Raw genomic sequence first — 26,720 nt, 5'->3', positions numbered from 1 at the left:
CGCACCACCACCGACTACTGGGGGTCCGCGCGCGACGGGGCCGCTCGCAGCGCGGACAGGACGGCCTCGACGATGGCCTCGTCCGACAGCCCGAGGCTGCGCAGCCGGGTGACGACTGCGGCTGCATGCCGCCGCGCCTCCTCGACCTCCCCCGGCCGGCCTGCGTCGCGAGGCGCCACCGCGCGGGTGCCAGCTCCGCGTGCGGTGCGCACCAACCCCTCGGCCTCGAGCTCCTTGTAGGCCCTGGCGACCGTTCCGGTCGCCAGGCCGAGGTCAGCCGCCAGCTGACGCACCGGGGGCAGGTGCGTCTGGTCGGGGAGACGTCCGGTGCGGATGGCCTCCTCGATCTGGGCGCGCACCTGCACGTAGGGCGGTCGGGGGTCGGCCTGCGAGATCGACAGCCTCACGACGACCGAGCACCTTGCTCCTGCGCGGACGGCGCAGACACCGTCGGCAGGTCCGGAGCAAGCAGCTGCACCAGCGCGACCACGCTCGCTGCCCCGAAGACCGGCAGGGCGGCCAGGCAGACCCAGCCCACCGCATACAGGTCGAGGGTCGTCCCCGGGTAGAGCTCTCTGTCGTCGGCTCCGCTCAGCGCCATGAGCGCCACCACAGCGGTCAGCCAGGCGGTGCCGAAACCGACCAGGGCGACGACGGCGACCACCCGCTGCGCCGTGGTCCGGCGGATCAGGTCGTCCAGGTAGCGCTTCCGCGCGCCAGGACCGCTCCGCGGCCGATCGACGACGAGGCGGAGCACCCACGCGGCGGTGACCAGCAAGGTCAGGAGCAGGACCCAGATCGGGACGGTGTAGAACCAGCCGGGCCAGGGGCCTCGGAGCCCCTCGGTGGCACCGTCGGCGCTCGTGTACGGAACTGCGCGACCCACCCGGCCCATGTCGTCGGCCGCCGAGATCAGGGCCGTCAGCACGGTGACCACCAGCAGAGCGACCACCCCGAGGGCCGCGACGACCCGCCGCCCCAGCGGGACGAGCCCGCTGACCGTCCTGACCTCCAGCGTCACCTCCCGGTCACCGCCCGGGTCGGTCCCCGCCGTGCGGGCGGTGACCAGCTCACCGACGCCCGTCGCGGCGACGAGCACCAGGCCGAAGACGAGCGGCGCGAGCAGCAGGCCCCGGCCGAGGTCGTCCGCCCCCGCGATCGCCGCGACCGCGATCACCGCCAGGGCCGCTCCCACCCACCACGCCGTCGCGGAGACCGTCCGCCACCGCTGGGCCACCGGGTCGGTGATCTGTGACCACCGGACCCCGCGCCTCGTCAGCCGCTGAACCAGCAGGACCACGCCCAGGAGGACGGCCAACCCCATCCCCAGAGGCACCAGGAGGAAGAGAGAGACCCCGACACCGTTCATGCGCACCCCGCTTGTATCGACAAAGTAGTACAAGTCCCATGGTGGGTGCGCCGACCGGGTTGTGTCAAGACCCTGTCACAAGACGTCGAACGGTCCCGCGCCCGAAGGACACGCCCCGGCTAGGTTGGGACCATGACCGGACGTGACCTCGCCCTGACCCGGATGCGCGAGGCCGGCGTGAGCCAGCCCGCGATCGACACCTTCGCCCTGCACTACGACGCCCTCGCGGCGGGCGCGACCGGCCTCATCGCCGAGGCCGACGTGGAGCCGGCGCTGCCGGAGGTGCACCTGGCAGATCTCGACGTCGACGAGGAGGAGGCCAGGGCCGCCCTGGACCGGACGGTGGCGATCACCCTCAACGGCGGCCTGGGCACCTCGATGGGCCTGGCCGGGCCGAAGTCGCTGCTGCCCGTGCACGAGGACCTCACCTTCCTCGACATCACGGTCCGGCAGGTGCTGGCCCTGCGCGAGCGGCTCGGGGTCCGCCTGCCGCTGCTGCTGATGAACTCCTTCTCCACCCAGCAGGCCACCGCCGAGGTGCTGGCCCGCTACCCCGAGCTCGCCGTCGACAACCTGCCGCTGGAGTTCCTGCAGAGCCAGGAGCCCAAGCTGGGCGCGGACGACCTCCTCCCCGTGGACTGGCCGGCCGACCCGCGCCTGGAGTGGTGCCCGCCCGGCCACGGCGACCTCTACCCCTCGCTGCTGGCCAGCGGGGTGCTGGACCAGCTCCTGGACCAGGGCTACCGGCAGGCCTTCGTCGCCAACGTCGACAACCTGGGCGCCGTGCCGGACGCCCGCATCGCGGCGTGGTTCGCGGACAGCGGGGCCGGGTATGCCGCGGAGGTGGTGCGGCGCACCGAGATGGACAAGAAGGGCGGTCACCTGGTGCGGCGCCGCTCCGACGGCCGGCTGGTGCTGCGCGAGACCGCGCAGACGGCGCCGGAGGAGCTGGTGCACTTCATGGACGCCGAGAAGCACCCGTACGTCAACACCAACAACCTCTGGTTCGACCTCGAGCGGCTGCGGGCGATGCTGGCCGAGCGCGACGGCGTGCTGCCCCTGCCGCTCATCCGCAACGCCAAGACCGTCGACCCCCAGGACCCGACCTCCACACCGGTGATCCAGATCGAGACCGCGATGGGCGGCGCGGTCGAGCTCTTCGAGGACGCCGTGTCGATCGGCATCACCCGGGAGCGGTTCGTGCCGGTCAAGACCACCAACGAGCTGCTGCTGCTCCGCTCGGACGTGTATGACGTCGACCCCCACACCTACCTGCTCACCCGGACCGTGGACGACCCCCTCGTGCCGGTCATCGACCTCGCCAAGGACCACTACGGCATGATCGCCGCTTTCGACGAGCGCTTTCCGCACGGGGCACCCTCGCTGGTGCGCGCGCAACGGCTGGACGTCGAGGGTGACTGGACCTTCGGCCGCGGGGTCCAGGTGGTCGGGTCGGTGCAGCTCGGACCCGAGGGCGGGCACGTCGAGGACGACGCCACCCTCGGCCCCGACCAGGCCTGATCGCCGTGCCAGCACCGGCGACCCGCTCCGTGGACAGCGCCTCCCGCACCGTCACCGACGACCTGGGCGCCACGGTCACGCTCCCGGCCGGCGCGGTGACCCGCGTCGTCTCGCTCGTCCCCTCCCTCACCGAGGCGCTCGCGGCGACGCGGCCCGAGGCCCTGGTCGGGGTCACCGACTGGTGCACCCACCCGGCCGACCTCGACGTCACCCGGGTCCGGGGCACGAAGAACCCCGACCGGCGCACGATCGAGGCGCTCGCTCCCGAGCTGGTGGTGTGCGTGCAGGAGGAGAACCGCAAGCTGGACGTGCGCCGGCTGCGCGAGGCCGGCGTCCCGGTCTGGGTCGGCGTGGTCGAGTCGGTCGACGACGCCCTCCGGGTGCTGCGCTCGCTCCTCACCCAGGTGCTGGCGTGGGAGGAGCCCGAGTGGCTCACTGAGGTCGAACGGCTGTGGGGCCGGGCCGGTGGCCCGACCGCCGAGCGCCGGCGCGTCGCGGTGCCGATCTGGCGCGACCCGTGGATGGTCGTGGGCCCGGACACCTATACCAGTGACCTGCTGCGGGTCCTGGGCCTGGACAACGTCCTCGACGCGGGGTCGTCCCGCTACCCCACGGTCACGGCCGAGCAGATCGACGCGGCCGGCGCCGACGTGGTGCTGCTGCCGGACGAGCCCTACGTCTTCACCGACGACGACGGGCCGGAGGCGTTCACCCGCACCCCGACCCGTCTGGTGAGCGGTCGACTGCTGACCTGGTACGGCCCCGCGATGATCGAGGCCCACCGGGAGCTGTCAGCGCTGGACGGCTGAGGGCTCCGTGCGGGTCAGCTCGGCACCGGGCTTGCGGAACGACAGCGTCGCCAGGGCGACGATCCCGAGCAGGTAGAACACGCCGATGCTCTGGTGCACCAACGTGACCGACATGTAGCCGAGCGCCATCTGTACCAGGCCGATGACGGCCATCCCGGCCGCGTGCATGAACAGGCCCTTGTTGCCGCTGCGGCGGGACCAGACAAAGGCACCGACCGCGGCGACCAGGGCCAGGACGAACCCCAGCTCTCCGGAACGCCCGTGCCACGCCCAGGGACCGGCCCAGCCGAAGCCGGAGAACATCTGGAAGATCGCGAGGAGCGAGGCCAGGACTGCGGCGACGCGCAGGACGATGAGGGACCAGTGGGAGTTCTTCATGTCTCCCATTGTCCCAAACGCCGGGAGCTCAGTTCACAGGCGTCACACGTGGATCGCCGCGGGGATCCCGTCGGAGTGGCGCTGCGGCTCGCCGGGGAAGGTGGTGGCCTCGCCGTTCTTGACCCGGTGGGCGCTCCACGCTGCTGCGCAGGCGTCCAGCACGTCGTCGGTGGCGATCCCGTGCGGGGCGCTGGTCGGGAGGTAGACCCCGCCGGTCGCCAGGAGCGAACGCCGCTCCGCGGCGCCGTCGCCCGTGCGGCGGCGGGAGGTCAGCGGCGCGCCCGCCAGCGTGGCGAAAGCCGCCTCGGGGTGCGTCTCGACCACGAGGGCCGGCAGGTCCTGGCGCACCCACGCGTCCAGCTCCTGCATCCGGCGGCGCAGGTCCCAGGCCTCCGACGACACGCCGGAGCCACTCGCGGCCCGGTTGAAGGCGTTGGCCTCGCTGTGGCTGATGGCGTAGACGGCGTCGCGCACCGGCGTGGTCAGCACGGTCGAGCCCTGGTCCCTGAGGAAGCGCCGGGTCTGGACGTCGGCCTCCCGGCGGCCCTCGTCCGGCAGCCCCAGCGGCACGGTCACCGCCACCACCGCGACGTCACCGGCCTTCTCCAGCAGCTCCTGCAGGCTGCTCGCGGCGATCAGGTGCGGGGTGCCGTGGCCGCCGCTCTCCAGCAGTGCGCCGAGCCACCCGCTCCGGGTGGAGTCCACCCCGAGCACGGGGCGCGAGCGGTCCGGCTGCGGCATCCGTCCGAGCTTGCCCTTGGGTTGCGCGACCCCCTTGAGGTGGTCAGGCGCCCCGGGCCCCGCCTTGACCCCCTTGGCGGCACCACCCTTGCCACCCTTGCCGCCGCTGGCGCCGCTGGCGGGAGCGCCGCCCTTGCCGCCCTTGCCTGCCTTGTCGTCATTGCCCTTGCCGGTGATCCGACGCCACCACTGCGTGAAGCCCATGCGGCACAGCGTAACCGGCCTCTCCGCGACCGGATCAGGCTGTGCCACCCTGTCCTCATGACCCGCCGCATCCTGGTCCTCAACGGCCCCAACCTCAACCTGCTCGGTACCCGCGAGCCCGAGGTCTACGGCACGGCCACGCTGGCCGACGTCGAGGCGCTGTGCGGGCAGGCGGCGAGCCGGCACGGGCTGGAGGTGACCTGCCACCAGACCAACCACGAGGGCGGGCTGGTCGACGCTCTTCACGAGGCAGCCACCGACCCCGACGTCGTCGGCTGCGTCCTCAACGCCGGCGCCTACACCCACACCTCGGTCGCCCTGCTCGACGCCGTCCGCGCGACCAGCCTGCCGGTCGTCGAGGTGCACATCTCCAACCCGCACGCGCGCGAGGCGTTCCGGCACACCTCATACCTCTCCCCCGTCGCCGTGGCGGTCATCGCCGGCGCCGGGATCGACGGCTACGGGTACGCCGTGGACCTCCTGGCGCGCAGGTCCCCCGGCCGCCTCCACGCCTGACCGAACACGCCAAAGAGCCCGACCGAACACGCCAAAGGCCCGACCGAACACGCCTAAGAGCCCGACGGAACACGCGCCACAGCGGAGCACCGCGTGACGCCGGTCGGAAACGCTTGACGCCCGGTCACGGCAGGGTCACACTCCCTTAGATGACGAGCACGAGCAGGGCGCCCCGGCAGCGCGAGACCTGGACCAGCTCGACCGGGTTCATCCTCGCCGCCATCGGCTCCGCGGTGGGCCTGGGCAACATCTGGCGCTTCCCGGGGGTGGCCTACGAGAACGGCGGGGGCGCCTTCCTCATCCCCTACCTCGTCGCGCTGCTCACGGCCGGGATCCCGATCCTCTTCCTCGACTACGCGATCGGGCACCGCTACCGGGCCGCGGCGCCGCTGGCCTACCGGCGGATGGCCAGACCGGCCGAGACCCTGGGCTGGTTCCAGATCGGGCTGTCGTTCGTCATCGCCGTCTACTACGCGGCGGTGATCGCGTGGTCCCTCAGCTACTTCGTCTTCTCCTTCGACCTGCGCTGGGGTGACGACACCGGCACCTTCTTCACCGGGGAGTACCTGAAGGTCGGTGACCCGGAGATCTCCGCCACGATCGTGCCTGGGGTGGCCATCCCGCTGGTGCTCGTCTGGCTCGCGGTCCTGGTCGTCATCGCGCTCGGCGTGACCGCCGGCGTCCAACGGGTCAACGTCATCGGCATCCCGCTGCTCTTCGTGGCCTTCCTCGCACTGGTGGTGCGGGCGGTGACCCTGCCCGGTTCGACCACGGGGCTGGACGCCTTCTTCACCCCCAACTGGGGTGCGCTGACCGACCCGGCGGTGTGGATCGCCGCCTACAGCCAGATCTTCTTCAGCCTGTCCATCGCCTTCGGCATCATGGTGACCTACTCCTCCTACCAGCGGCGCAAGGCCAACATGACCTCCTCCGGCCTGATCGTCGCCTTCGCCAACTCCAGCTTCGAGATCCTGGCCGGCATCGGGGTCTTCGCCACCCTGGGCTTCATGGCCAACCAGGCCTCCATCGGCATCGAGGAGCTGCCCGGCCTCACCGGCCCGATCCTGTCCTTCGTCACCTTCCCGGCGGTGATCAGCCAGATGCCGGGCGGCACGTTCTTCGGGGCGATCTTCTTCGGGTCGCTGACCCTGGCTGGCTTCACCTCGATCATCTCGATCCTGCTCGGCGTCGCCGCCTCGGTGGGAGAGAAGTTCGGGCTGGGCCAGAAGGGCTCCGCGCTCGTGGTGTGCCTGTCCTGCGCCGTGCTGTCCCTGGCTCTGTTCTCGACCACCTCCGCGCTGCTCGCGCTGGACACCGTGGACCAGTGGGCCAACAACGTCGGCATCGTCTTCTCCGCGATCGCGATGACGGTCCTGGTCGTCTGGGTGCTCCGCAAGGGTCCGACCCTCAAGGCCCACCTCAACGCGGTCTCCACCTTCAAGGTCGGCTGGTGGTGGATCCTGCTGGTCGGCGCGCTGGCCCCGATCTACCTGGGCTACATGCTCTACGAGCGCGTGCGCACGCTGATCACCGAGGGCTACGAGGAGCTGCCGCAGTGGTTCCTCAACACCTTCGGCTGGGGCGTGATCGGACTGGTCGTGCTGGCCGCGATCCTGCTCACCCTCGTGCCGTGGCGGGGCCGCGATGAGCCCGAGTTCGTACCGTGGCCGCCGTTGCAGGAAGAACCCGCATCCCTTCTCCAGCCGGGGTCGTCCACCACGTCCGACATCTTGCGACCCCGCCTTCCCGAGCAGGAGGAACCCCGATGAGCACTCCCGCCGTCATCATGATGGTCGTCTCGATGGTGCTGGTCTGGGGCGGGCTCGTCGCCAGCATCCTGTTCATGCGCGCGCGGCCGCAGGTGGCCACCGAGGATCCCGACCTCGTGCCGGCGGACGACGTCAGCCGTCGAGCACGGCGCGGGCGGCGTGGTAGCCGCCCAGACCGCTGACCCCGCCCCCACGGCGGGAGCCGGCCCCGGCGAGCAGGACACCCGGGTATGCCGTGTCCACGCCCCACCTGCGCGCGGGCGTGTCCAGCGGCGCGTCGTCCTCCGCCCACGGCCAGGTCAGCGGGGCGTGGAAGATGTTGCCGCCGGGCATCGCCAGGCTGTCCTGCAGGTCGCGGGTCGTCCTCGTCTCGACGCACAGCCGGCCCTGCGCATCACGCATGACCACGTCCTCGATCGGCTCGGCCAGGACCGAGGACAGCGAGTCCAGCACCGCCCGCTCCAGCTGAGCGCGCGCCTCCTCCTCGCGCCCGTCCAGCAGCCGGTCCGGCGTCTGCAGGGTGAAGACGGTCATCGTGTGCGCGCCGGCCTGCTGCAGCTGCGGGCTCAGGATGCTGGGGTCGGTGATCGAGTGGCAGTAGATCTCGGCCGGCATCGGGTTCGGCACCTGTCCGGCAGCCGCGGTGCGGTAGGCGTCCTGCAGCTGGCTGTAGGTCTCGTTGATGTGGAAGGTGCCGCCGAAGGCGGCCGTCGGGTCCACCTCCCGGTCCCGCAGCCGGGGCAGCCGGGAGAGCAGCAGGTTGACCTTGACCTGCGCCCCCTCGACCCGCTCCCCCTGCACGCCCTGCCCGTTCGCGAGCCCGTCGAGCACGGCCGGTGCGGCGGCCCACAGGACGGTCCCCGCCGTGGCCCGGTGCGGCATACCCTCTCGGTCGGGGGGCTCCGCCCCCCAACTTGCCCCCGGACTGCCCTGCGGGCGGGTGTCGACCCAGGTGACCGCACCCTCCTCCACGGCGGTCACGGTCGCGCCGGTGCGCAACTCTGCGCCCGCGGCACGAGCGACGTCGGCGAGCTGGTCGGAGACCTGGCCCATGCCGCCGATCGGTACGTCCCAGTCCCCCGTGCCGCCGCCGATGACGTGGTAGAGGAAGCAGATGTTGTGCCGTAGATCGGCGCCGTGGGCGTCGGCGAAGGTGGAGATGAGCCCGTCGGTCAGGACGACACCGCGGACCAGGTCGTGGCGGAAGGTCTCCTCGATCACCTCGCCCAGCGGCCGCTCGGTGAAGTCGCGGACCAGACCGGGGTCCCCGACCAGTTCGGCGAGCTCGGCGCGGGTGCGCAGCGGCGCGGTCATCGTCGGCCACCACGCCTCGGCCAGCCGCCCCACCCGGGAGTAGAACTGCTCCCAGCGGGGGCCGTCCTCGGCAGCGCCGACGGCGGCGAAGGAGGCTGCGGTCGCCGCCGGGTCCTGGTTGTCGACGAGCAGGCCGACGTCCTGGCCCGGCACCGGGGTGTATGAGGAGTAGCGGCGCCGCGCCAGGCGCAGCGAGAGCCCAAGGTCGTCCACGATCTGCCGGGGCAGCAGGCTGACCAGGTAGGAGTAGCGGGAGAGCCGGGCGCTCATCCCGGGGAACGCCTCGGCGGACACCGTGGCTCCGCCGAGCTGCGGCGAGCGCTCGAGCAGCAGCACCGAGCGGCCGGCGCGCGCCAGGTAGGCGGCGGCGGTGAGCCCGTTGTGCCCGCCGCCGACGATGACGACGTCGTGAGCCGTGCTCATCGGCAGCTCCCGTTCACACCACGCCGAGGGCCAGCATGGCGTCGGCGACCTGGATGAAGCCGGCGGCGTTGGCCCCGAAGACGTAGTCCCCCGGGCGGCCGTAGTCCTCCGCGGTGTCCACGCACCGGGCGTGGATGCTGCGCATGATCTCGCCCAGCCGCTCCTCGGTGTACTCGAAGCTCCAGCTGTCCCGGGCGGCGTTCTGCTGCATCTCCAGCGCGGAGGTGGCCACGCCACCGGCGTTGGCTGCCTTGCCGGGACCGAAGAGCACCCCCTGGTCGGTGAAGACGCGGACCGCGCCGGGGGTGCACGGCATGTTGGCGCCTTCCGCGACGACCTTGACGCCGTTCTCGACCAGGGTCCGCGCGGCGTCCTCGTCCAGCTCGTTCTGGGTCGCGCAGGGCAGGGCCACCTGGCAGGGCACCTCCCAGACGCTGCCGTCGCGCACGAACCGCGACTTCCCGCCCCGCTCCTTGGCGTAGGCGGCGATCCGGTCGCGACGGACCTCCTTGACGTCCTGGAGCAGGTCCAGGTCGATCCCGTCCTCGTCCACGACATACCCCGAGCTGTCGGAGCAGGCGACGACGCGGCCGCCGAGCTGTTGCACCTTCTCGATCGCGTAGATGGCCACATTGCCCGAGCCGGAGACGACCACTTCGCGGCCCTCCAGGGAGGTGCCGGCGTGCCTGGCCATCTCGTCGGCGAAGAAGACGGTGCCGTAGCCGGTGGCCTCGGTACGCGCCTGGGAGCCACCCCAGGCGATGCCCTTGCCGGTGAGCACCCCGCCCTCGTAGCGGTTGGTGATCCGCTTGTACTGGCCGAACAGGTAGCCGATCTCCCGGGTGCCGACACCGACGTCGCCCGCGGGGACGTCGGTGTACTCGCCGAGGTGCCGGTAGAGCTCGGTCATCAGCGACTGGCAGAAGCGCATGATCTCGCCGTCGGAGCGACCCTTGGGGTCGAAGTCCGCGCCGCCCTTGCCGCCGCCGATCGGCAGGCCGGTCAGCGCGTTCTTGAAGATCTGCTCGAAGCCGAGGAACTTCACCGTGCCCAGCAGCACGGAGGGGTGGAAGCGCATCCCGCCCTTGTAGGGGCCCAGCACGGAGGAGTACTCGACCCGGAAGGCGCGGTTGATCTGCACCTGGCCGTGGTCGTCGGTCCACGGGACCCGGAAGATGATCTGCCGCTCCGGCTCGCAGAGCCGCTCGATGACCCGTTCGGCCAGGTAGTGGGGTTGGCGGTCGACGACCGGCCCGAGGCTGGAGAGGACCTCCTGCACCGCCTGGTGGAACTCGCTCTCCCCGGGGTTGCGCCGCAGCACGAGCTTGTAGATGTGCTGGAGCCTTGAGTCGATGGTGCTGGACATGAGCGGCATCCTATGCCTGAGAATGCATAAGTATGCCATCGGCCCCGCCGTGGAAGGCGGGGCCGATGGGTGCTTCAGCCGAGGAGCGGCTGCGCGAGCAGCGGTGCGTCAGCCGCGGGGGCGCCAGTCCGGACGGCCGTCGGAGCCGCCGGAGCGCTCGCGGGAGCCGCGGTAGCCGCCCTCGCGGGACCCGCCTTCGCGGGACCCTCGGTAGCCGCCCTCCCGAGAGCCACCGTCCCGAGAGCCTCGGTAGCCACCCTGCCGCCGGTCGCCCTGACGCGGACCACCGGGCCGGCCACCGGGACGCCCGCCCCGGCCCCGGCGCGGGGGACGCAGGATCGCGTCCAGCTCGCTCTGCGGGATGGGCTCGCGCTCGGGGACGGACCCGCCGGCGGTCTCGATGACCGCGGTGTCCTCCGGGGCGACGACCTGCGGCTCGGCCTGCACACCCGCGGCGTCGAGCAGGCGGGAGACCTGCCGCTTCTGGTGCGGCAGCGCCAGGGTCACCACGACGCCGGTGTCACCGGCCCGGGCTGTGCGGCCCGAGCGGTGCAGGTAGTCCTTGTGGTCCGCAGGCGGGTCCACCTGCAGGACCAGGGAGACGTCGTCGACGTGGATGCCGCGGGCGGCGACGTCGGTGGCGACCAGCACCGGGAGGGTGCCGGCCTTGAAGGCGTCCAGCACCCGGGTGCGCTGGGCCTGGTTCAGCCCGCCGTGCAGGGCCGCGGCAAAGACGCCGGACTCGCGCAGCTGCAGCGCGATCCGGTCCGCCCCGAGCTTGGTGCGGCAGAAGACGATGGTGCGGCCGGACCGGTTGGCGATGGCTGCGGTGATCGGCTTCTTGTGGTGCGGGTGCACGAGGAAGAGGTGGTGCTCCATCGTGGTCACGCTGGCCGTGGCGTCGTCGGTGGAGTGGGTCACCGGGTCCTGCAGGTAGGCCTTGGCGATCTTGTCGACCCCGTGGTCCAGGGTCGCGGAGAACAGCAGCCGCTGGCCGCCGGCCTGGGTCAGGTCGAGGACCTGCTGGATGGCCTCCACGAAGCCCATCTCGGCCATGTGGTCGGCCTCGTCCAGGACGGTGACCTCCACCTCGGACAGGTCTGCGGCGCCGCGCTCGATCAGGTCGATGAGGCGTCCCGGGGTGGCGACGAGCACGTCGACCCCCTTGTCCAGGGCGTTGAGCTGGGGGGTGTACGACATACCGCCCGCGACCAGCAGGAAGCGCTTGTCCACGGCCCGCATCAGCGGGGCCAGTGCGTCCACGCTCTGCATGGCCAGCTCGCGGGTGGGGCTGAGGATCAGCGCCCGTGGCCGGTGCGGCACGGCCCGCGGCCGACCGGTGAGCCGGTGCAGCAGGGGCAGCCCGAAGGCCATCGTCTTGCCGGAACCGGTCTGGCCCCGGCCGAGCAGGTCCCGGCCGGCGAGCGCGTCGGGGATGGTCGCGGCCTGGATCGGGAACGGCTGGGTGATGCCGACCCGGGCCAGCGCGGACACGAGGTCCTCGTGCAGCCCGAAGCTGGCGAAGCCGTTGTCCTCGGTCACCTGGGCGGTGGCGTCCTCGACCAGACCGGCGGCCTGCCGCTCCTGGTATGCCGCGTCGGCCTCGTCGCGCTCGACCTCCGCGTCCTCGAAGGTGGCCCGCTCCGGCTCGACCTCCCGGCCCGGCCGGTCGTCGCGACGCTCCCAGCGGCGGTCGTCACGGCGCCGGTTCTCGTCCCAGCTGCGGCCCTCGTGGCGGCCGCGCTCGTAGGGGCGCCCCTCCCGCTCGTCGCGGCGTGCGCGCCAGGTGTGCTCGGTGCGGGCGTATCCCGCACCCTCCTCGCGGCGCTGGTAGCCGCCAGCAGCACGGTTGTCGTCGCGCGACGGGTAGCCGCTGCGGTTGTCCCGACGGTCGTAGCCACCGGACCGGTTGTCGTCCCGACCCTGGTAGCCACCACGGTTGTCCCGCCGGTCATAGCCACCGGACCGGTTGCCGTCCCGACCCCGGAAACCACCACGGTCGTCCCGCTGCTGGTAGCCGCCACGGTTCTCGCGGCGGTCGTGACCGCCGCGCTCGTCACGACCCTGGTAGCCACCGCGGTGCTCCCGACGGTCATAGCCACCGGCAGCACGGTTGTCGTCCCGACCCCGGAAACCACCACGGTCGTCCCGCTGCTGGTAGCCGCCACGGTTCTCGCGGCGGTCGTGACCGCCGCGCTCGTCACGACCCTGGTAGCCACCGCGGTGCTCCCGACGGTCATAGCCACCGGCAGCACGGTTGTCGTCGCGTCGGTGGTCGCCGCGGTCACGGCGCTCGGCACGCTCGCCGCGGCCCCGTGGGTCGGCCTCGTCGCGGTCGCGCCAGCGGGCCTTGCCGGCATCACCGTCGTCACGACGCGGCCGGTCGTCCGGGTAGCGCTCGCTGCGCCGGTCGGTGCGGCGGCCCTTGAGCTGGGCGCGGGCCTGCTTCTCCCGCGCCTCGCGGGCGGCCTTCTTCTGTGCAGGGGTATGCCGCGGCTTCTTGCCGGGGGCAGCAGAACGGATGGGCTTGGCCATGATCGGCTCACTCACTTCAGGTTCATCGAGGTGGTTCTCGCCTCGACGTCGCTGTGGACGTGACCGGACCGACCTCCAGGTGCAGCTACGGCACCCGCATGGGCCTCCGGGAACGGATCGTCCCGGGGCGTCAGAGGCGCTCGGGAGACCGAGCGCGTCGTCCTAGTCTACCGGAGTCGAACGGTCCATCTGTACACGGACGCTGTCCACGCAGCTGTCTGCACGCCCGGCTCAGGCGTCGATCCGCTCCCGGTCCAGCACGTGCGCGGACTCCACGATGAAGTCCTTGCGCGGGGCGACCGACGAGCCCATGAGCAGGTCGAAGACCTCGTCGGCGCGGGCCGCGTCGGCCAGGGTGATCCGGCGCAGGGTGCGGTGGCGGGGGTCCATCGTGGTCTCGGCCAGCTGGTCGGCGTCCATCTCGCCCAGACCCTTGTAGCGCTGCATCGGCTGCTTGACGGTCCGGCCCTTCTTCGCCAGCTCGGCGAGCTTCTTGCGCATCTCGGCCTCGGTGTAGGTGTAGATGTACTCCCGACCGGCCTTGCCGCGGCCACCGGTGACCTCGATCCGGTGCAGCGGCGGCATCGCGGCATACACGCGCCCCGCCTCGACCAGCGGCCGCATGTAGCGGAAGAAGAGGGTCAGCAGGAGGGTGCGGATGTGCGCGCCGTCGACGTCTGCGTCGGTCATGATGATGACCTTGCCGTAGCGCGCGGCGTCGAGGTCGAAGGACCGCCCGGAGCCGGCGCCGATCACCTGGATGATCGCGCCGCACTCGGCGTTGGACAGCATGTCCTGGACCGAGGCCTTCTGGACGTTGAGGATCTTGCCGCGGATGGGCAGCAGCGCCTGGTAGTCGCTGGAGCGGGCCAGCTTGGCGGTGCCGAGGGCGCTGTCGCCCTCGACGATGAACAGCTCGCTGCGGGCGGTGTCGTTGGTGCGGCAGTCGGCCAGCTTCGGCGGGAGCGAGGAGGACTCCAGGGCGTTCTTACGGCGCTGGGTCTCCTTGTGCAGGCGGGCCGAGATGCGCGACTTCATCTCCGCCACGACCTTCTCCAGCAGCAGCGAGGCCTGGGCCTTGTCCCCCCGGTGGGTGCTGGTGAGTCGCTCGGTGATCCCCTGCTCCACGACCCGGGAGACGATCGCGCGCACGGCGCTGGTGCCGAGCACCTCCTTGGTCTGGCCCTCGAACTGCGGTTCGGCCAGCCGCACGGTGACGACCGCGGTCAGCCCGGCGGTGATGTCGTCCTTGTCGACCTTGTCGTTGCCGACCTTGAGCTTGCGGGAGTTGACCTCCAGCTGCTTGCGGAAGACCTTCATCACGGCCTGCTCGAAGCCGGCGACGTGGGTGCCGCCCTTGGGGGTGGCGATGATGTTGACGAAGCTGCGCATCGTCGTGTCGTAGCCGGTGCCCCAGCGGACGGCGACGTCCACCTCGCACTCGCGCTCGACCTCCCGGGTGACCATGTGGCCACGGTCGTCCAGGACCGGGACGGTCTCGTTGAACCGGCCCGAGCCCTGCAGCCGCCAGACGTCGGTGACCGGCTGGTCGGGGGCGAGGTACTCGGCGTACTCGGCGATCCCGCCGGTGTAGGCGAAGGTCTCCTCGTGCGGGCCGTCCTCGGCCGGGGTGCCGGGCAGGCCGCGCTCGTCGCGGATGACCACCGTGAGGCCGGGCACCAGGAAGGCGGTCTGGCGGGCCCGCATGACCAGCTCGTCGTAGTTGAACTGCGCGGTGGCCAGGAAGATCTGCGGGTCGGCCCAGTAGCGCACCCGCGTGCCGGTGACCCCGCGGCGCGCCTTGCCCACGACCGCGAGCTCGCTGCTCTTCTCGAAGGGCGTGAAGGGAGCATCCGGCGAGGGCTCCTTGCGTCCGTCGTCGAAGATCCCCGGCTCGCCCCGGCGGAAGCTCATGCCGTAGGTCTTGCCGGCCCGGTCCACCTCGACGTCGAGACGGGCGGACAGCGCGTTGACCACCGAGGCACCCACACCGTGCAGACCGCCGGAGGCGGCGTAGGACCCGCCGCCGAACTTGCCGCCGGCGTGGAGCTTGGTGAAGACGACCTCGACGCCGGACAGGCCGGTGCGCGGCTCGATGTCGACCGGGATGCCCCTGGCCCGGTCGCGGATCTCGACCGACCCGTCGGGGTGCAGCACGATCTCGATCCGGTCGCCGTGCCCGCCCAGAGCCTCGTCGACGGCGTTGTCGATGATCTCCCACAGGCAGTGCATGAGGCCGCGTTCGTCGGTGGACCCGACATACATCCCCGGGCGCTTGCGCACCGCCTCCAGGCCCTCGAGGACCTGCAGGTGCCGGGCGGAGTAGTCCTGTGTCGTCACGTTCGGCAGGGTAACGCGAGGGTCTGACAGGCGGCGGTAGGCGCGTCGACGCAGCCGCTCCAGCCACTCCAGCCACTCCAGCGGCTGCCGCGCTGCTGCGGCGGGCGCCCTGTGCAACGAAACTCCTTCCGCGCAGGGGATATATCCCCTGCAGCCGGCCGGTTTCCCTGCACAGGCGGCGGCGCCGGTCGGGCTCTTTCCCGGGTTCGGTCGAGCCTTTCCCGTGTCCGGCCGGGCTCTTTCCCGTGTCCGGTCGGGCTCTTTCCCGTGTCCGGTCGGGCCTTTTGCCGTGTTCGGTCGGGCCTTTTGCCGTGCTCCCTCGGGTCACTCGCCGCCGAAGGACCGGGCGACGAACGGGGCGCGCTGCGCCTTCTGCTCCGACGAACCCGTGGCCTGCCGCTCGTGCGGCCGGCGGCCCGGGGCAGCCCCGATGGCCCGCAGACTTACGCGGACAGCGAAACACCCTGGGGCGGGGGCACAAAGACCGGGCATCGCGGCGTTGACGTGCTTGACTGTGACGCATCGGCCCCCGTCCCGGGAGTCGCTGCAGGAGAGAGGAGACAGTTCGTGAACACCACGCTGACCCCCGAGCTGACCGCCGCCGACCGCTGTGACCGTTGCGGCGCCCAGGCCTACGTCCGAGCCCGCCTGGCCGACGGCCTCGAGCTGCACTTCTGCGCCCACCACGGGCGCGCGCACCTCGACAAGCTGCGCGACATGCAGGACATCGACATCCTCGACGAGACGCACAAGCTGCACGCCGAGGAGAACCCCACGATCTGACCCAGGGACTCACCCGGGACTCACCCTAGGACTCCGCGAGTCTCCACGGCTCCTGCTCCGCCCGCCCACACCTCGGTGTGGGCGGGCGTTGTCGTGTCGCGCGCCGGTGCGGTCACGTCTCGCGAGAGACCGGGAGGAATGGTCCCGCACGTGTGAGAATCGCGCCATGTCCGCGCTCGAGATCGTCGCCCTGCTGCTCATGCTCGTCGGGCTCGTCGGCATCGTCTTCCCGGTGCTGCCGGGGCTGCTGCTGGTGGTGGTCGGGGTGCTGGTCTGGGCGCTGGACGCCCGCTCGACCGCCGGCTGGGTGCTGCTCCTGGTCGCGGTCGCGATCTACGTCGCGGGGGTCGTGCTGCAGTGGGCGGTCCCGGGCAAGCGGATGAAGCGCGCAGGGGTGCGCACCTCGACGCTGCTGGTGGGGCTGGCCTGCGCCGTCGTGGGGATGTTCGTCATCCCGGTCGTGGGCCTGTTCGTCGGTTTCCCGGTCGGGATCCTGCTCGCCTCGCTGGTGCGTACCCGGGACGTACGGGAAGCCTGGCGCGCCACGGGACACGCGCTACGGGCGGTAGGGACCAACATCCTCATCGAGCTGGGCACCGCGTTCACCATCATCGCCGTCTTCGTGGTGACGGTGGTTTTCCTGGTCTGAGCAGGCAGGGGACAGGCAGAGGACAAGCTGGGGTTTGACGCGAGTCGGGAGGCGGTCCGACTCGCGGTCGGACTCAGGGACCCTGCTCCTTGCGCTTGTCCCACTGCTGCTCCATGCGGCTCATGAAGTTGCCCCCCGGCTTGGCCTTGCCCTGCGGGCCGGCCTTGGGGGAGCCGCCCGCCTGCACCCGCACCGAGCCGTCCTCCTGCACGACACCCAACCCGCCGCCACGGACGGGGGTAGCGGCCCAGGCGCCACCCAGGACCATGGCCAGGAAGCCGATGATGCTCACCCAGAGGAACTGCGTCATCACGCCGACGACCACCAGGGCCAGGCCGGCGAGGGCACCCAGGACACCGAGCGCCAGGCGGCGGCGGTCCAGTCCCGTGGAGGTGCGGGCGGCAGCGGTACGTTGAAGCTGGCTCGCCAGGCGAGGGTCCTCAGCGTAGAGCGCCTGCTCCATCTGCTGCAGGACGCGCTGCTCGTGCTCGGAGAGCGGCATTGTCACCTCCGGTGTGAGTCGGCCGCGCATCGGTGGCTCACCGACGTCGAAGTCTTTGAACAAGGATATGCGGTGAACGCACGAAGCACTAGCCGGAGTTCCCAGGAGTGGGCCGTTCCGGCTCGGAGGTCACCTTAGGCCGACCGGGAGTGCCCGAGCAGGAGGCTCGCCGGCCGCACCGCGCCCTGCCCGAACCTGGCCGCGGCCCGGTCCATCGCCCGCTCGGCATCCCGCCAGCCGTGCTCCGGCTCGTCCAGACGCCCCTGCACCAGGGTGCCGTCGGCCTCGGTGATGCCTTCCATGCGCACCCCGAGCATCCGGATGCGGGCCCGCTGCAGCCCGAGTGCGGTGTAGAGCGACCAGGCCGTGGCGTGCACGTCCCGGGTGACGTCGGTGGGGACCGCGATCGTGCGGGACCGGGTGATGGTGGTGAAGTCGGAGAACCGGACGGTCAGCACCACGGTGCGGCCCAGCACCCCCGCGTGCCGCATCCGGCTGGCCGTCCGTTCGGCCAGGTGGAGCAGCTGGCGACGGACCACCTCGGGGTCGTCCACGTCGTGGGCCAGCGTCTGGGAGGAGCCGACGCTGCGTTCCCGACGCGCCGGCACCACCGGGGAGTCGTCCACCCCCCACGCCAGGGTGTGCAGATGGGTGGCCGTCTGCTCGCCGAAGGCCCGGCGAAGGGTCGACCGTGGCACGTGGGCCAGCTGGGCCACCGTCCGCAGCCCGAGGCGGTGCAGCTCCGCCTCGGTGGACTCCCCCACCCCCCACAACGCGCTGACCGGCATCGGGTGCAGGAAGGGCACCACCTGGTCTCGGGTGAGCAGGCGCATGCCGTCCGGCTTGGCCGCCCGGGAGGCGATCTTGGCCACCGCCTTGGTGGGGGCACCCCCGACGGAGCAGGTGATGCCCTGCTCGTCGACGACCGTGTCCCGGATCCACCGGCCGATCCGGGCCGGCCCACCCCACTGTCGCCCGGTCGCGGAGACGTCGAGGAAGGCTTCCTCCATCGAGACCGGTTCCACCCGTGGGGTCACCTCTGCGAAGACGGCCATCACCCCCTCGGAGACCCGGGCGTAGGCGTCGTGGTCGGGCCGGACCACCACCGCCGGCGGGCACAGCCGGCGGGCGGTGGCCATCGGCATACCCGAGCGCACGCCGTAAGCCCGCGCCTCGTAGGTGGCGCACAGCACGACACTGCGCCACCCACCGCCCACCACCACCGGCTGACCGACCAGCTCGGGGTGCTCCAGCAGCGAGACCGCAGCGTAGAAGGCGTCCATGTCGACGTGCAGGATGTAGCCCTCGTCGGTCGCGGGGCCGCCTGCCTCGTGCCTCACCATCCCGCGCTCCCGGAGCTGGAGTGCCACAGCTTGCTGCCCGGCTCCTGGACGGCGTCACCGGCGGGTCGGATGTCGGCGTAGGGCGACTGACGGAAGCCCGAGGCGTGCACCAGCACCCGCCGACCGGTGGTGCCGGTCGAGGCAGCCCCCTGGCAGGCGGCGGACTCGGCCTCCTCCGCGAGCAGGCGGGCCTGCTCCTCGCTGCGCCGCAGGTGCTCGCGGGCGGCCCGCAGACCACCGCCCTCCCAGGTCTGGGCCAGCTCGCCCAGCTCCCAGGCCGCGGTGGCCCGGATGGACACCCCTCGCGGTCCGGTGCGACGGACGACGCCGCGGACGAGGAGCAGCCAGGAGTGGAAGATGGTGCTGGCGTAGGGACCCTGGACGTCCTCGAAGAAGGTGGCGTCGGCGGGGCCGGTCCCGTCGTCGAGGGTGAGGAAGACCACCCGCCGTCCGGACCGCACCGGTGGCGTCTGGGTGGCGACCTTGGCCCCGGCGATCAGCACCTCGGCCCCGCCCCGGCAGGAGAGCAGGTCGCGGGACCTGGTCACCCCCAGCTCGGTGAGAATCGGCCCGAAGCCGGCGACCACGTGGGTGCTGACGTCCATCCCCAGCACCTCCAGCTCGGCCCGCAGCTGCTCGGTGGGGGTCATCTCCGGCAACCCGCTGCCGGTCAGCGGCGCCGGGTCGTCGCCGAGGTCAAGGGTGAGCTGCGCGGCCGGTGCCGGAGCCTGGTGCCAGGTGCGCCGGCCGGCTGCCTGCGCGCCGGTGCGGGCGGCGACCTCACCACCGGTGGCGCCGCCCAGCACCGGGGCGGGGGTGCGCCGCCCGGTCCGGCTGCGCCCCGCCCCGGTCGTGGAATGCCGGGTCCACCGGTCCAGGTCGCGCACGTGCAGCAGCAGGTCGCGCCGGGTGAGCAGCCCACCTCCTCCCGGTCCGCCACCAGGCCGGTGGCGACCCACCCGGTGCAGGGCGTCCAACCCGCCGGCCAGCACCAGACGCTCCGCGGTCGGCCGGCTCGGCCGGGCCCGGTGCCAGAGGTCGGCCAGGGAGTCGTAGGGCTGGCCGGCGACGATCCGGGCGACCTCGTCCTCGCTGATCCCCTTGACGTCGGTCAGCGCCAGCCGGATGCCGTAGCGGGAGGCGGCCTGTTCCACCCGGGCCATCACCGCGTCGACGTGGTCGGGGGTGCGCCGCAGCCGGCCGGGCGGCACCGGACGGTCGTCGAAGGGGCCGTCCTCGGGCTGCCCGCCCTGCGGCATACCGGGGCCGGCCCGCCCCTGCCCGGACGGCCCGGGCACCGGCTGCCCGAACCCGCCCTGCTCCCGCGGGTCCACCCGTTCGACCCGGTAGCTGGCTCCCGAGCGGTTGACGTCGAGACCGAGGACGTGCACGCCCATGGTGCGGGCCTCGTCGAGGATGAGGCGCTTGGGGTACATGCCCGGGTCGTGGGTGAGCACCCCGGCGAGGAAGGCCGCCGTGTGGTGGGTCTTGAGCCAGGCCGACTGGTAGGTAGGTAGCGCGAAGGCGGCCGCGTGGGCCTTGCAGAAGCCGAACGAGGCGAACGCCGCCAGCACCTGCCAGATCCGGTCCTGGTCGGCCTGCCGGTAGCCCTTCGCGGCAGACATCGAGCGCCACCACACCTCCACCTCCTCCTGACCGGTCGGCGAGCCCATCGCCCGCCGGACCTCGTCGGCCTGGGCCAGGCTGACCCCGGTGGTCTCGGCGACGATCTGCAGCACCTGCTCGTGGAAGACGACCACCCCGCAGGTCTGCTGCAGGTAGGGCACGAGGCTGGGGTGCAGGTGGTCCGGCTCCCCCCAGCCCTGCCGGGCGTGCAGGAACGGGCGGATCATGTCCGACTTCACCGGCCCGGGACGGAACAGGGAGATGTCGATGATGATGTCGGCGAAGGTCTCGGGGGCGAACTTGCCGACCAGCTCACGCTGCCCGGGGGACTCGATCTGGAAGCAGCCCAGGGTCCGGGTGGACTGGACCAGGGCGAAGGTGTCGGGATCGTCCAGCGGCACCTGGGCCCGGTCGTCGAGGTCGACCCGGACACCGTCCACGCGTTCGACCTCCTGGACCGCGTGCGCCATCGCCGACTGCATCCGGATGCCGAGGACGTCGAGCTTGAGCAGCCCCATCTCCTCGACGTCGTCCTTGTCGAACTGGCTCATCGGGAACCCCAGCCAGCTGGCCTCCACCGGGGTGCGGTCCAGCAGGGAGGTGTTGGACAGGATCACCCCGCAGGGGTGCATCGCGATGTGCCGGGGCAGCCCGTCGAGGGACTCCACCAGCTCCAGCAGCTGCTGCATCCGAGGCGTGTCCAACCCCTGCCGGCGCAGCTCGGGCAGGTCGTGGACGGCCGCGCGCGCGTCCTTGGCGCGGATGTGCGGGAAGGCCTTGGCGAGGACGTCGATCTCCCCCGGCGGCATCCCCAGCGTGGCGGCGACGTCACGCAGGGCGTGACGCACCCGGTAGGTCTCGGCCATCGACACGCAGGTCACCCGGTCGGAGCCGAAGCGCTCCAGGATCCGTTCGTACATCTCGGTGCGGCGCGCCGACTCCACGTCGATGTCGATGTCCGGCAGCTCGGCACGCAACGGTGAGCAGAAGCGCTCCATGAGCAGACCGTGCTCCATCGGGTCCACACCGCTGATCCCGAGCAGGTAGGTCACCAGGCTGCCCGCCCCCGAGCCCCGGGCCGCGACCCGCACCCCGTGCTCCCGGATGAGGTCGCAGACCTGGGCGACGGTGAGGAAGTAGGTCGGGTAGCCCAGCCCCGCGATGACGCCCAGCTCGTCGTCCAGGCGGGTGCGGATGCGTTCGAGGTATGCGGTGCCCGCCCCGGGGTAGCAGGTGGTCACGGCCTGGGTGCAGCGTTCGGTGAGCACCTGGTGCGCCTGCCCGATGCCGCTGACCCCCAGCACCTCGGGCTCCGGCAGGTGGACCGAGCCCAGACCCAGGTCCGAGCGGGCGTCCTGGTGGCAGGCGGCGGCGAGGTCCAGGGTGGCGCGCAGCAGGTCGGCGGCCCGGGCACCGCCACCGGAGGCCCGCTCCAGCTGCCGGGCCAGCCCGACCATGGTGCCGGTCCCGCCTAGGTGACCGGCCGTGCTGACCCGGTCCAGGTGCCGCTCGTCGAGGGCGACCATCCGCCGGGCCGCGTCGAGCACGTCGACCACCCGGGCCTGCTCCGGGACGGCGTGCCGGACCGCGGCGGTGAGGACCGCCGGCACCCCGATCTCCCGGGCCAGGGCCCACAGCGCGGTGGCATGGCTGAGGCTGGCGGGGGTCCCTTCTGGGCCGCCGTGGCAGACGACCTCGACCCGCACCGCGTCCGGAGGGAGCCGGTCGACCCAGGCCTGCAGCAGCAGCCTGGCCTGCCCCCGGCGGCGGGCCAGCAGCGCCCGCCCCACGTCGGAGTCCGGGCCCAGCAGCACCACGACCGGGGCGACCCCGTCGACGGGGGCTGCCGCCCGGGTCAGCAGCTCGGGAGAGGTCCGCGGCACCGCCCGCTCCCCCGCCAGGTGGGTGTGCGTCACCAGCCGGCAGAGCCGGGCCCACCCCATCCCTGGCCCCACACCGCCACGCTGCCCGCGGGCGAGCACGACCACCCGTGGCTGCAGGTCGTCGACCAGGGCCCCGCCCTTGACCGGGGTCCGGGACGGAGGCCTCGGGTCGCGGTTCTCCCGCAGCCCGGTGACCAGGGCCGGGGACGACCCTGACGACCCTGACGACCCTGACGGGTCGCCGGTCGCGAGCACCGAGCTGCCCAGGGCCAGGTCGACGCCCAGCACCGGCAGGATCCCGGCGTCCTGGCAGGAGCGCACGAACCGCACGGCGCCGTAGAGACCGTCGCGGTCGGTCAGCGCCAGGGCGGGTTGGCCCAGCTCGACGGCCCTGGCCACGAGCTCGGCGGGGTGGGACGCGCCGTAGCGCATCGAGGCGCTGGAGGCGACGTGCAGGTGGACGAAGTCGCCCGCCATGCTCATCCCCGCCCAAGCGGTGCCAGCTCGGTGGGCAGCGGCAGCTCGCAGGGCAGGTGCAGGCAGGCCCGCACCAGCTCCAGGAAACGCTCGCCCGAGCGGACCAGGTCGTCGGCGTCACGGGCGGTGACACAGTCCACGCCCCGCTCCAGGGCCAGCCTGCGCCGCCCGGAGTCGGCGAACAGCACCGCCCACTCGGTCAGCTCGGGAGCGACGGTGGGCAGCATCTCCCACACGCTGCGCGGCCGGGACCGACGGCTGGGGGCGGTCCGGGAGGCGACCAGCGCCGCTCCCGCCCGTAGCGCCGCCAGGTGCGCCTGGGTGTAGCGCTCACCGGCCGTGCTGCTGTGGCAGGCCGCCAGCAGCCCGGCCCGGGCCCGGTCCAGCAGGTCCAGCACCGTGCCTGCCGTCATCCCCGGTCCGGGAAGTGTGCTCTGCGTGATCGTCATCGTGTCCGTCCCTCCTCGCTGGCGCGGCCTGTCCGCCGCCGGTCCTGGTCTGCATCTGCTCTGCATCGCGCTCTGCTCTCAGTCGCTCACCCGGGACAGCCACCACCGGTCGTCCTGCACCAGGTCGTAGACACCGGTGCCCATCGACCGTCCGGCCCCCGCCTCCACCCGCCACACCCGGCGCTCCAGACCTTCCCCGCCGGGGTCCTCAGCCCGCCACCACGGCACCCGCTGGGACCACTGCCCCAGCACCGCCCGGACCAGGTGCACCCGGCCGCGCCACAGGAAGACCGTGGGCACCGTCTGGGTCCCCGCCTGCGTCGGCGCCCCCGTCCACGCCTCTGCCTGCGCGCCTGCCTCCGTCTCGCGCTCTGCCTCCCCCTCTGCCTCCCCCTCCGTCCAAGGCCTGAGCAGCGCGCCCTCCACCCGCACGCCGTGCTCGGCCGCGGCCCCCAGCCGGACCTCGACCTGCTCCTCGTACCGCCTGCTCATGGGCTCCTCCTCCACGTCGACCCGCCACTTATTTCGAATACATGTTCGATAAGACAAATGTACGACCTGTGCCCGGCACTCTGTCAACCCGGTCCGACAGACCTGTGGACAGCCGCAGCACCCCTGGGCCGGAGGTCAGGATGGAGGTGACCCGGGCCAGCCGGAGGGGATGGCCCGGGTCGACCGGCTCGCGACCGGCTCAGATCTGGCTCCGGCTAGGCTCAGCCTCGGGCGCAGCAGCGCTCCCCCGTCACCGAACCAGGAGGCCGAGCCCCCGTGCCGTGTGCCCACCCGCTGGACGGCGTCGACCTGCACCGCCGCGTGCAGCAGGCTCTCGACCGCCACCTCGAGCACCAGCGCGGGGTTCTGGCCGAGCTCGGCGAACCGATGGACCCGCTCGTGGACGTCATCGCGCACCTGCTCTCCGGGGGCAAACGGCTGCGTGCGGCCTTCCTCTACTGGGGCTGGCGTGCCCTGGGCGGCGAGCGCGACAGCGACGAGGCCGACGAGGCTGCCGTGCGCGCCTCGAGCGCGATGGAGATCTTCCAAGCCGCCGCCCTCCTCCATGACGACGTCATGGACAACAGCGACCTGCGGCGCGGACGCCCCACGGCACACCGCGTCTTCGCCGCCCTCCACCGGGAGCAGGGCTGGAACGGTGACCCCGACCGGTTCGGCCTCGCCGGCGCCATCCTCGCCGGCGACCTGTGCCTGAACTGGACCGACGAGGTCTTCGCCACCAGCGGCCTGCCGGCCGCCGCCCTGGAGCGGGCCCGCCCCGAGCTGGACCGGATGCGCACCCAGCTCATGGGTGGGCAGTTCCTCGACGTCCTCGAAGGCGCCCGCGGGTGGGCGGACCTGGACTACTCCCAGCGGATCGAGGCCTGCCGCACGGTGATCCGCCACAAGAGTGCCCGCTACTCCGTGCAGCAGCCGCTCCTCATCGGGGCCCGCGCGGCCGGTGCCTCGACGCAGGCCCTCGACGCCCTGGCCACGTACGGCGACCGGCTGGGAGAGGCCTTCCAGCTGCGCGACGACATCCTGGGCGTCTTCGGCGACCCGAGCGAGACCGGCAAGCCTGCCGGTGACGACCTGCGTGAGGGCAAGCACACCGTGCTCATCGCGCACGCGCTGGAGCACGCGGACGCCTCCGGTGCCGAGCTGATCGCCGCCAGCCTGGGCGATCCGGACCTCGACGACGAGACGGTCGCGGCCTGCCGCCAGGTCCTGGTGGACTCCGGCGCGGTGGGCCGCACCGAGCAGATGATCAGCGACGCGGCGCAGGACGCCCTGGCGGCGCTCGCGGCCGCCTCGGAACTCACCGAGGAGGGTCGGCACGCGCTGACCGAGCTGGTCGCGATCTGCACCGACCGCGCGACCTGAGCCCAGCGCCTAGAAGGCGTGCTCCTGCGCGCGGCGACGCACCTCGGTCTTGGCCCCGGCGTGCAGGGAGGCGATCGCGCTGCCACCGGCGAGGGTGTCGTCGGGGGCGTGCAGCCACTCGATGATCTCCTCGTCCGCCAGCCCGCCGTCGGCCAGCACGGTGATCGTGCCCCGCAGGGCGGGCAGCGGACCCTCCTCGGTCACGAAGGTGCTGGGGACCATGAGGGCCCGGTTCTCACCCCGCCGCCTGCCGACCAGCTCGCGCTCGTGCAACCACCGCTTGACCGTGGGCAGGCTCGCGCCGGTCCGCTCCATGATGTCGGGGACGGTCAACCAGCCGGGAATTACATCGCTGTCACTTACCACATCTTCTAGTCAATCACATGAACCGACACGCCGCGAAGGTAGCGCTCCCGCTCTCTGGGCTGTACTGTCCCTGCTGTCCCAGCAGAAACGGGCTCATCGCTGAGCCCGCATGCCCCTAACGTCGCACCTGTCCCGGAGTCAACGTGAGTCCCCTCTTTGCCGCACTGCCGCCCACGGATCTACCGACGCACGCCTACGTCCCGCCGACAGCGGTGCACGCAACGGCGCCGTTCTCCCTCGACCTGGCCATGAAAGCCACCCGAACGCACACCGTGCGTCCGGGCGACACGGTCTATGACATCGCCGCGAGGTACGAGGTCAGCGCCCAGGCGATCGTGCGGGCCAACTCCCTTTCCGACGGGGGCCGGTGGATCCTGCCCGGCGACACCCTGCGCATCCCCGGCGCCGTCTCCGCCCCGGCCCCGGGCCAGTCCTCGGGCGGCTCCGACAGCTCCAGCAGCCGCTCCTCCGGCAGCACGGTCACCGTCCGCGCGGGCGACACCCTGTCCCACCTGGCCGCCCGCCACGGCACCACCGTGGCCAAGCTGGTCTCCGCCAACAACATCAGCAACAGCCGGCTGATCTACCCGGGCCAGGTCCTCACCCTGCCCGGCGCGGGCAGCAGCTCCTCGAGCTCCGGCAGCTCCTCCAGCTCAAGCGGCAGCTCCTCGAGCTCCTCGGCCTCGCCCAAGGCCTCCTCCAGCACTGTGACGGTGCGCGCCGGCGACACCCTGTACGGGATCGCCGCCCGGCACGGCACCACGGTCAACGCGCTGGCCAGGGCCAACGACCTCGACGACACGCGGCTGATCTACCCGGGCCAGCGGCTGAGCCTGCCCGGGGCCTCCGGCACGTCCGGCTCGGACTCCTCCGGCAGCTCCTCGGGCTCGAGCAGCGCGCCCAGCCGCTCCGGCATCCCGTCCTCGCTCTCGCGTCCCTACGACGAGCACACCGTCGGCAACCTGCTCACCGACGAGGACGTCCAGAGCACCTTCCTGCACTACCAGTACTCCAGCGCCACCGCCCGCGCCGCCGCGGCCAACCGGATCTACCTGAGCAACACCGCGGTGCCCAGCCAGGACGAGCTCAAGGCGATGATCGTCGAGACCAGCAACCGGCACGGGGTCGACCCCAAGCTCATGCTGGCGCTGTCCTACCAGGAGTCCGGCTGGAACCAGCAGGCCGTCTCCCCGGCCAACGCCATCGGGGCGATGCAGGTGATCCCGACCTCCGGCCAGTGGGCCTCCTCCCTGATCGGCCGGGAGCTCAACCTGCTCGACCCCCAGGACAACGTCACCGCCGGTGTGGTGGTGATGCGTGCGCTGATGCGCTCCGCGGACTCCAGGGACGCCGCGATCGGTGGCTACTACCAGGGTCTGGGCAGCGTCCGGCAGTACGGCCTGTTCGGCGACACCCGGCAGTACGTCGCGAACATCACGCACTTCATGCGCACGCTGTAGCGCAGGCTGCACCAGGCCGGCA

Annotated in this window: 23 protein-coding genes; 9 read left to right on the top strand and 14 right to left on the bottom strand. The window is 72.2% G+C overall.

Annotated features, from left to right (window positions below; all coding sequences use genetic code 11):
* Positions 1 to 14: 14 nt before the first annotated feature.
* Positions 15 to 407: a GntR family transcriptional regulator gene (locus ESZ52_RS06765; RefSeq protein WP_131104256.1), complete on the bottom strand. Its 393-nt coding sequence runs from the start codon at positions 405 to 407 to the stop codon at positions 15 to 17.
* Positions 404 to 1,369 carry a hypothetical protein gene (locus tag ESZ52_RS06760; RefSeq protein WP_131104255.1) on the bottom strand — a complete coding sequence of 322 codons (966 nt, stop codon included), beginning with the start codon at positions 1,367 to 1,369 and terminating at the stop codon, positions 404 to 406. The genes ESZ52_RS06765 and ESZ52_RS06760 overlap by 4 nt, the downstream gene beginning before the upstream one ends.
* Positions 1,370 to 1,501: 132 nt before the next feature.
* Here ESZ52_RS06760 and ESZ52_RS06755 point away from each other — a divergent pair, with 132 nt between their 5' ends.
* Complete coding sequence (locus tag ESZ52_RS06755) at positions 1,502 to 2,890, top strand: UTP--glucose-1-phosphate uridylyltransferase (RefSeq protein WP_238154504.1); 1,389 nt, start codon at positions 1,502 to 1,504, stop codon at positions 2,888 to 2,890.
* Between the two features lie 5 nt (positions 2,891 to 2,895).
* Complete coding sequence (locus ESZ52_RS06750; RefSeq protein WP_238154505.1) at positions 2,896 to 3,699, top strand: helical backbone metal receptor; 804 nt, start codon at positions 2,896 to 2,898, stop codon at positions 3,697 to 3,699.
* On the opposite strand, the gene ESZ52_RS06745 is transcribed toward ESZ52_RS06750, so the two are convergent.
* Together ESZ52_RS06745 and ESZ52_RS06740 are read right to left on the bottom strand one after the other, a co-directional pair.
* On the bottom strand, positions 3,682 to 4,077 hold the full coding sequence (locus tag ESZ52_RS06745) for a hypothetical protein (RefSeq protein ID WP_131104254.1): 396 nt from the start codon (positions 4,075 to 4,077) through the stop codon (positions 3,682 to 3,684). The genes ESZ52_RS06750 and ESZ52_RS06745 overlap by 18 nt on opposite strands.
* Positions 4,078 to 4,119: 42 nt before the next feature.
* Positions 4,120 to 5,022, bottom strand: a complete 903-nt coding sequence (locus ESZ52_RS06740) for a DUF429 domain-containing protein (RefSeq protein ID WP_131104253.1) — start codon at positions 5,020 to 5,022, stop codon at positions 4,120 to 4,122.
* A gap of 57 nt (positions 5,023 to 5,079) precedes the next feature.
* Between ESZ52_RS06740 and aroQ the strand changes: the two genes are divergently transcribed.
* The 3 genes from aroQ to ESZ52_RS06725 all read left to right on the top strand — a co-directional run bounded on the left by aroQ (position 5,080) and on the right by ESZ52_RS06725 (position 7,489).
* Entirely contained in the window at positions 5,080 to 5,538 is a 459-nt protein-coding gene (aroQ, locus tag ESZ52_RS06735; protein ID WP_131104252.1) for a type II 3-dehydroquinate dehydratase, read from the top strand.
* Between the two features lie 149 nt (positions 5,539 to 5,687).
* Positions 5,688 to 7,307 carry a sodium-dependent transporter gene (locus ESZ52_RS06730; protein WP_131104251.1) on the top strand — a complete coding sequence of 540 codons (1,620 nt, stop codon included), beginning with the start codon at positions 5,688 to 5,690 and terminating at the stop codon, positions 7,305 to 7,307.
* Entirely contained in the window at positions 7,304 to 7,489 is a 186-nt protein-coding gene (locus tag ESZ52_RS06725; RefSeq protein WP_131104250.1) for a methionine/alanine import family NSS transporter small subunit, read from the top strand. Before ESZ52_RS06730 ends, ESZ52_RS06725 begins: the two co-directional genes overlap by 4 nt.
* Here the strand turns inward: ESZ52_RS06725 and ESZ52_RS06720 are convergent.
* The 4 genes from ESZ52_RS06720 to ESZ52_RS06705 all read right to left on the bottom strand — a co-directional run bounded on the left by ESZ52_RS06720 (position 7,440) and on the right by ESZ52_RS06705 (position 15,285).
* Positions 7,440 to 9,044, bottom strand: a complete 1,605-nt coding sequence (locus ESZ52_RS06720; protein ID WP_131104249.1) for a phytoene desaturase family protein — start codon at positions 9,042 to 9,044, stop codon at positions 7,440 to 7,442. The genes ESZ52_RS06725 and ESZ52_RS06720 overlap by 50 nt on opposite strands.
* A 13-nt stretch (positions 9,045 to 9,057) precedes the next feature.
* Positions 9,058 to 10,410, bottom strand: coding sequence for an NADP-specific glutamate dehydrogenase (gdhA, locus tag ESZ52_RS06715; RefSeq protein ID WP_202865418.1), 1,353 nt, complete (start codon positions 10,408 to 10,410; stop codon positions 9,058 to 9,060).
* Positions 10,411 to 10,518: 108 nt separating this feature from the next.
* On the bottom strand, positions 10,519 to 12,945 hold the full coding sequence (locus ESZ52_RS06710) for a DEAD/DEAH box helicase (RefSeq protein ID WP_131106484.1): 2,427 nt from the start codon (positions 12,943 to 12,945) through the stop codon (positions 10,519 to 10,521).
* Between the two features lie 231 nt (positions 12,946 to 13,176).
* Positions 13,177 to 15,285, bottom strand: coding sequence for a DNA gyrase/topoisomerase IV subunit B (locus ESZ52_RS06705; protein WP_131104247.1), 2,109 nt, complete (start codon positions 15,283 to 15,285; stop codon positions 13,177 to 13,179).
* Positions 15,286 to 15,852: 567 nt separating this feature from the next.
* Between ESZ52_RS06705 and ESZ52_RS06700 the strand changes: the two genes are divergently transcribed.
* Positions 15,853 to 16,068, top strand: coding sequence for a DUF7455 domain-containing protein (locus ESZ52_RS06700; protein ID WP_131104246.1), 216 nt, complete (start codon positions 15,853 to 15,855; stop codon positions 16,066 to 16,068).
* A gap of 166 nt (positions 16,069 to 16,234) precedes the next feature.
* Positions 16,235 to 16,717: a DUF456 domain-containing protein gene (locus ESZ52_RS06695; protein ID WP_131104245.1), complete on the top strand. Its 483-nt coding sequence runs from the start codon at positions 16,235 to 16,237 to the stop codon at positions 16,715 to 16,717.
* Between the two features lie 73 nt (positions 16,718 to 16,790).
* Here ESZ52_RS06695 and ESZ52_RS06690 read toward each other — a convergent pair whose 3' ends face one another.
* The 5 genes from ESZ52_RS06690 to ESZ52_RS19445 form a co-directional block, all read right to left on the bottom strand.
* Entirely contained in the window at positions 16,791 to 17,219 is a 429-nt protein-coding gene (locus ESZ52_RS06690) for a DUF3040 domain-containing protein (protein WP_131104244.1), read from the bottom strand.
* Between the two features lie 134 nt (positions 17,220 to 17,353).
* Positions 17,354 to 18,562, bottom strand: a complete 1,209-nt coding sequence (gene dinB / locus ESZ52_RS06685) for a DNA polymerase IV (protein ID WP_181009966.1) — start codon at positions 18,560 to 18,562, stop codon at positions 17,354 to 17,356.
* Positions 18,556 to 22,548, bottom strand: a complete 3,993-nt coding sequence (locus tag ESZ52_RS06680) for a DNA polymerase III subunit alpha (RefSeq protein WP_131104243.1) — start codon at positions 22,546 to 22,548, stop codon at positions 18,556 to 18,558. Before ESZ52_RS06680 ends, dinB begins: the two co-directional genes overlap by 7 nt.
* A 2-nt stretch (positions 22,549 to 22,550) precedes the next feature.
* Positions 22,551 to 22,997 carry an SAV_6107 family HEPN domain-containing protein gene (locus tag ESZ52_RS19210; protein ID WP_181009957.1) on the bottom strand — a complete coding sequence of 149 codons (447 nt, stop codon included), beginning with the start codon at positions 22,995 to 22,997 and terminating at the stop codon, positions 22,551 to 22,553.
* A gap of 78 nt (positions 22,998 to 23,075) precedes the next feature.
* Entirely contained in the window at positions 23,076 to 23,489 is a 414-nt protein-coding gene (locus ESZ52_RS19445; RefSeq protein WP_202865417.1) for a DUF6504 family protein, read from the bottom strand.
* 276 nt (positions 23,490 to 23,765) lie between these two features.
* On the opposite strand from ESZ52_RS19445, the gene ESZ52_RS06665 reads away from it, so the two are divergent.
* Positions 23,766 to 24,872, top strand: a complete 1,107-nt coding sequence (locus tag ESZ52_RS06665) for a polyprenyl synthetase family protein (protein ID WP_131104241.1) — start codon at positions 23,766 to 23,768, stop codon at positions 24,870 to 24,872.
* A gap of 9 nt (positions 24,873 to 24,881) precedes the next feature.
* Here ESZ52_RS06665 and ESZ52_RS06660 read toward each other — a convergent pair whose 3' ends face one another.
* Positions 24,882 to 25,205 (bottom strand): Rv2175c family DNA-binding protein, encoded by a 324-nt coding sequence (locus tag ESZ52_RS06660; RefSeq protein WP_238154507.1) that lies wholly within the window; start codon positions 25,203 to 25,205, stop codon positions 24,882 to 24,884.
* A gap of 176 nt (positions 25,206 to 25,381) precedes the next feature.
* Here ESZ52_RS06660 and ESZ52_RS06655 point away from each other — a divergent pair, with 176 nt between their 5' ends.
* Positions 25,382 to 26,698: a LysM peptidoglycan-binding domain-containing protein gene (locus ESZ52_RS06655; protein ID WP_131104240.1), complete on the top strand. Its 1,317-nt coding sequence runs from the start codon at positions 25,382 to 25,384 to the stop codon at positions 26,696 to 26,698.
* Positions 26,699 to 26,720 lie beyond the last annotated feature (22 nt).

The organism is Ornithinimicrobium sufpigmenti, from assembly GCF_004322775.1.
GTDB classification, from domain to species: domain Bacteria; phylum Actinomycetota; class Actinomycetes; order Actinomycetales; family Dermatophilaceae; genus Ornithinicoccus; species Ornithinicoccus sufpigmenti.
The sequence above is the reverse complement of the archived record's forward strand: the minus strand, read 5'-3'. Positions and strand labels throughout refer to the sequence as shown.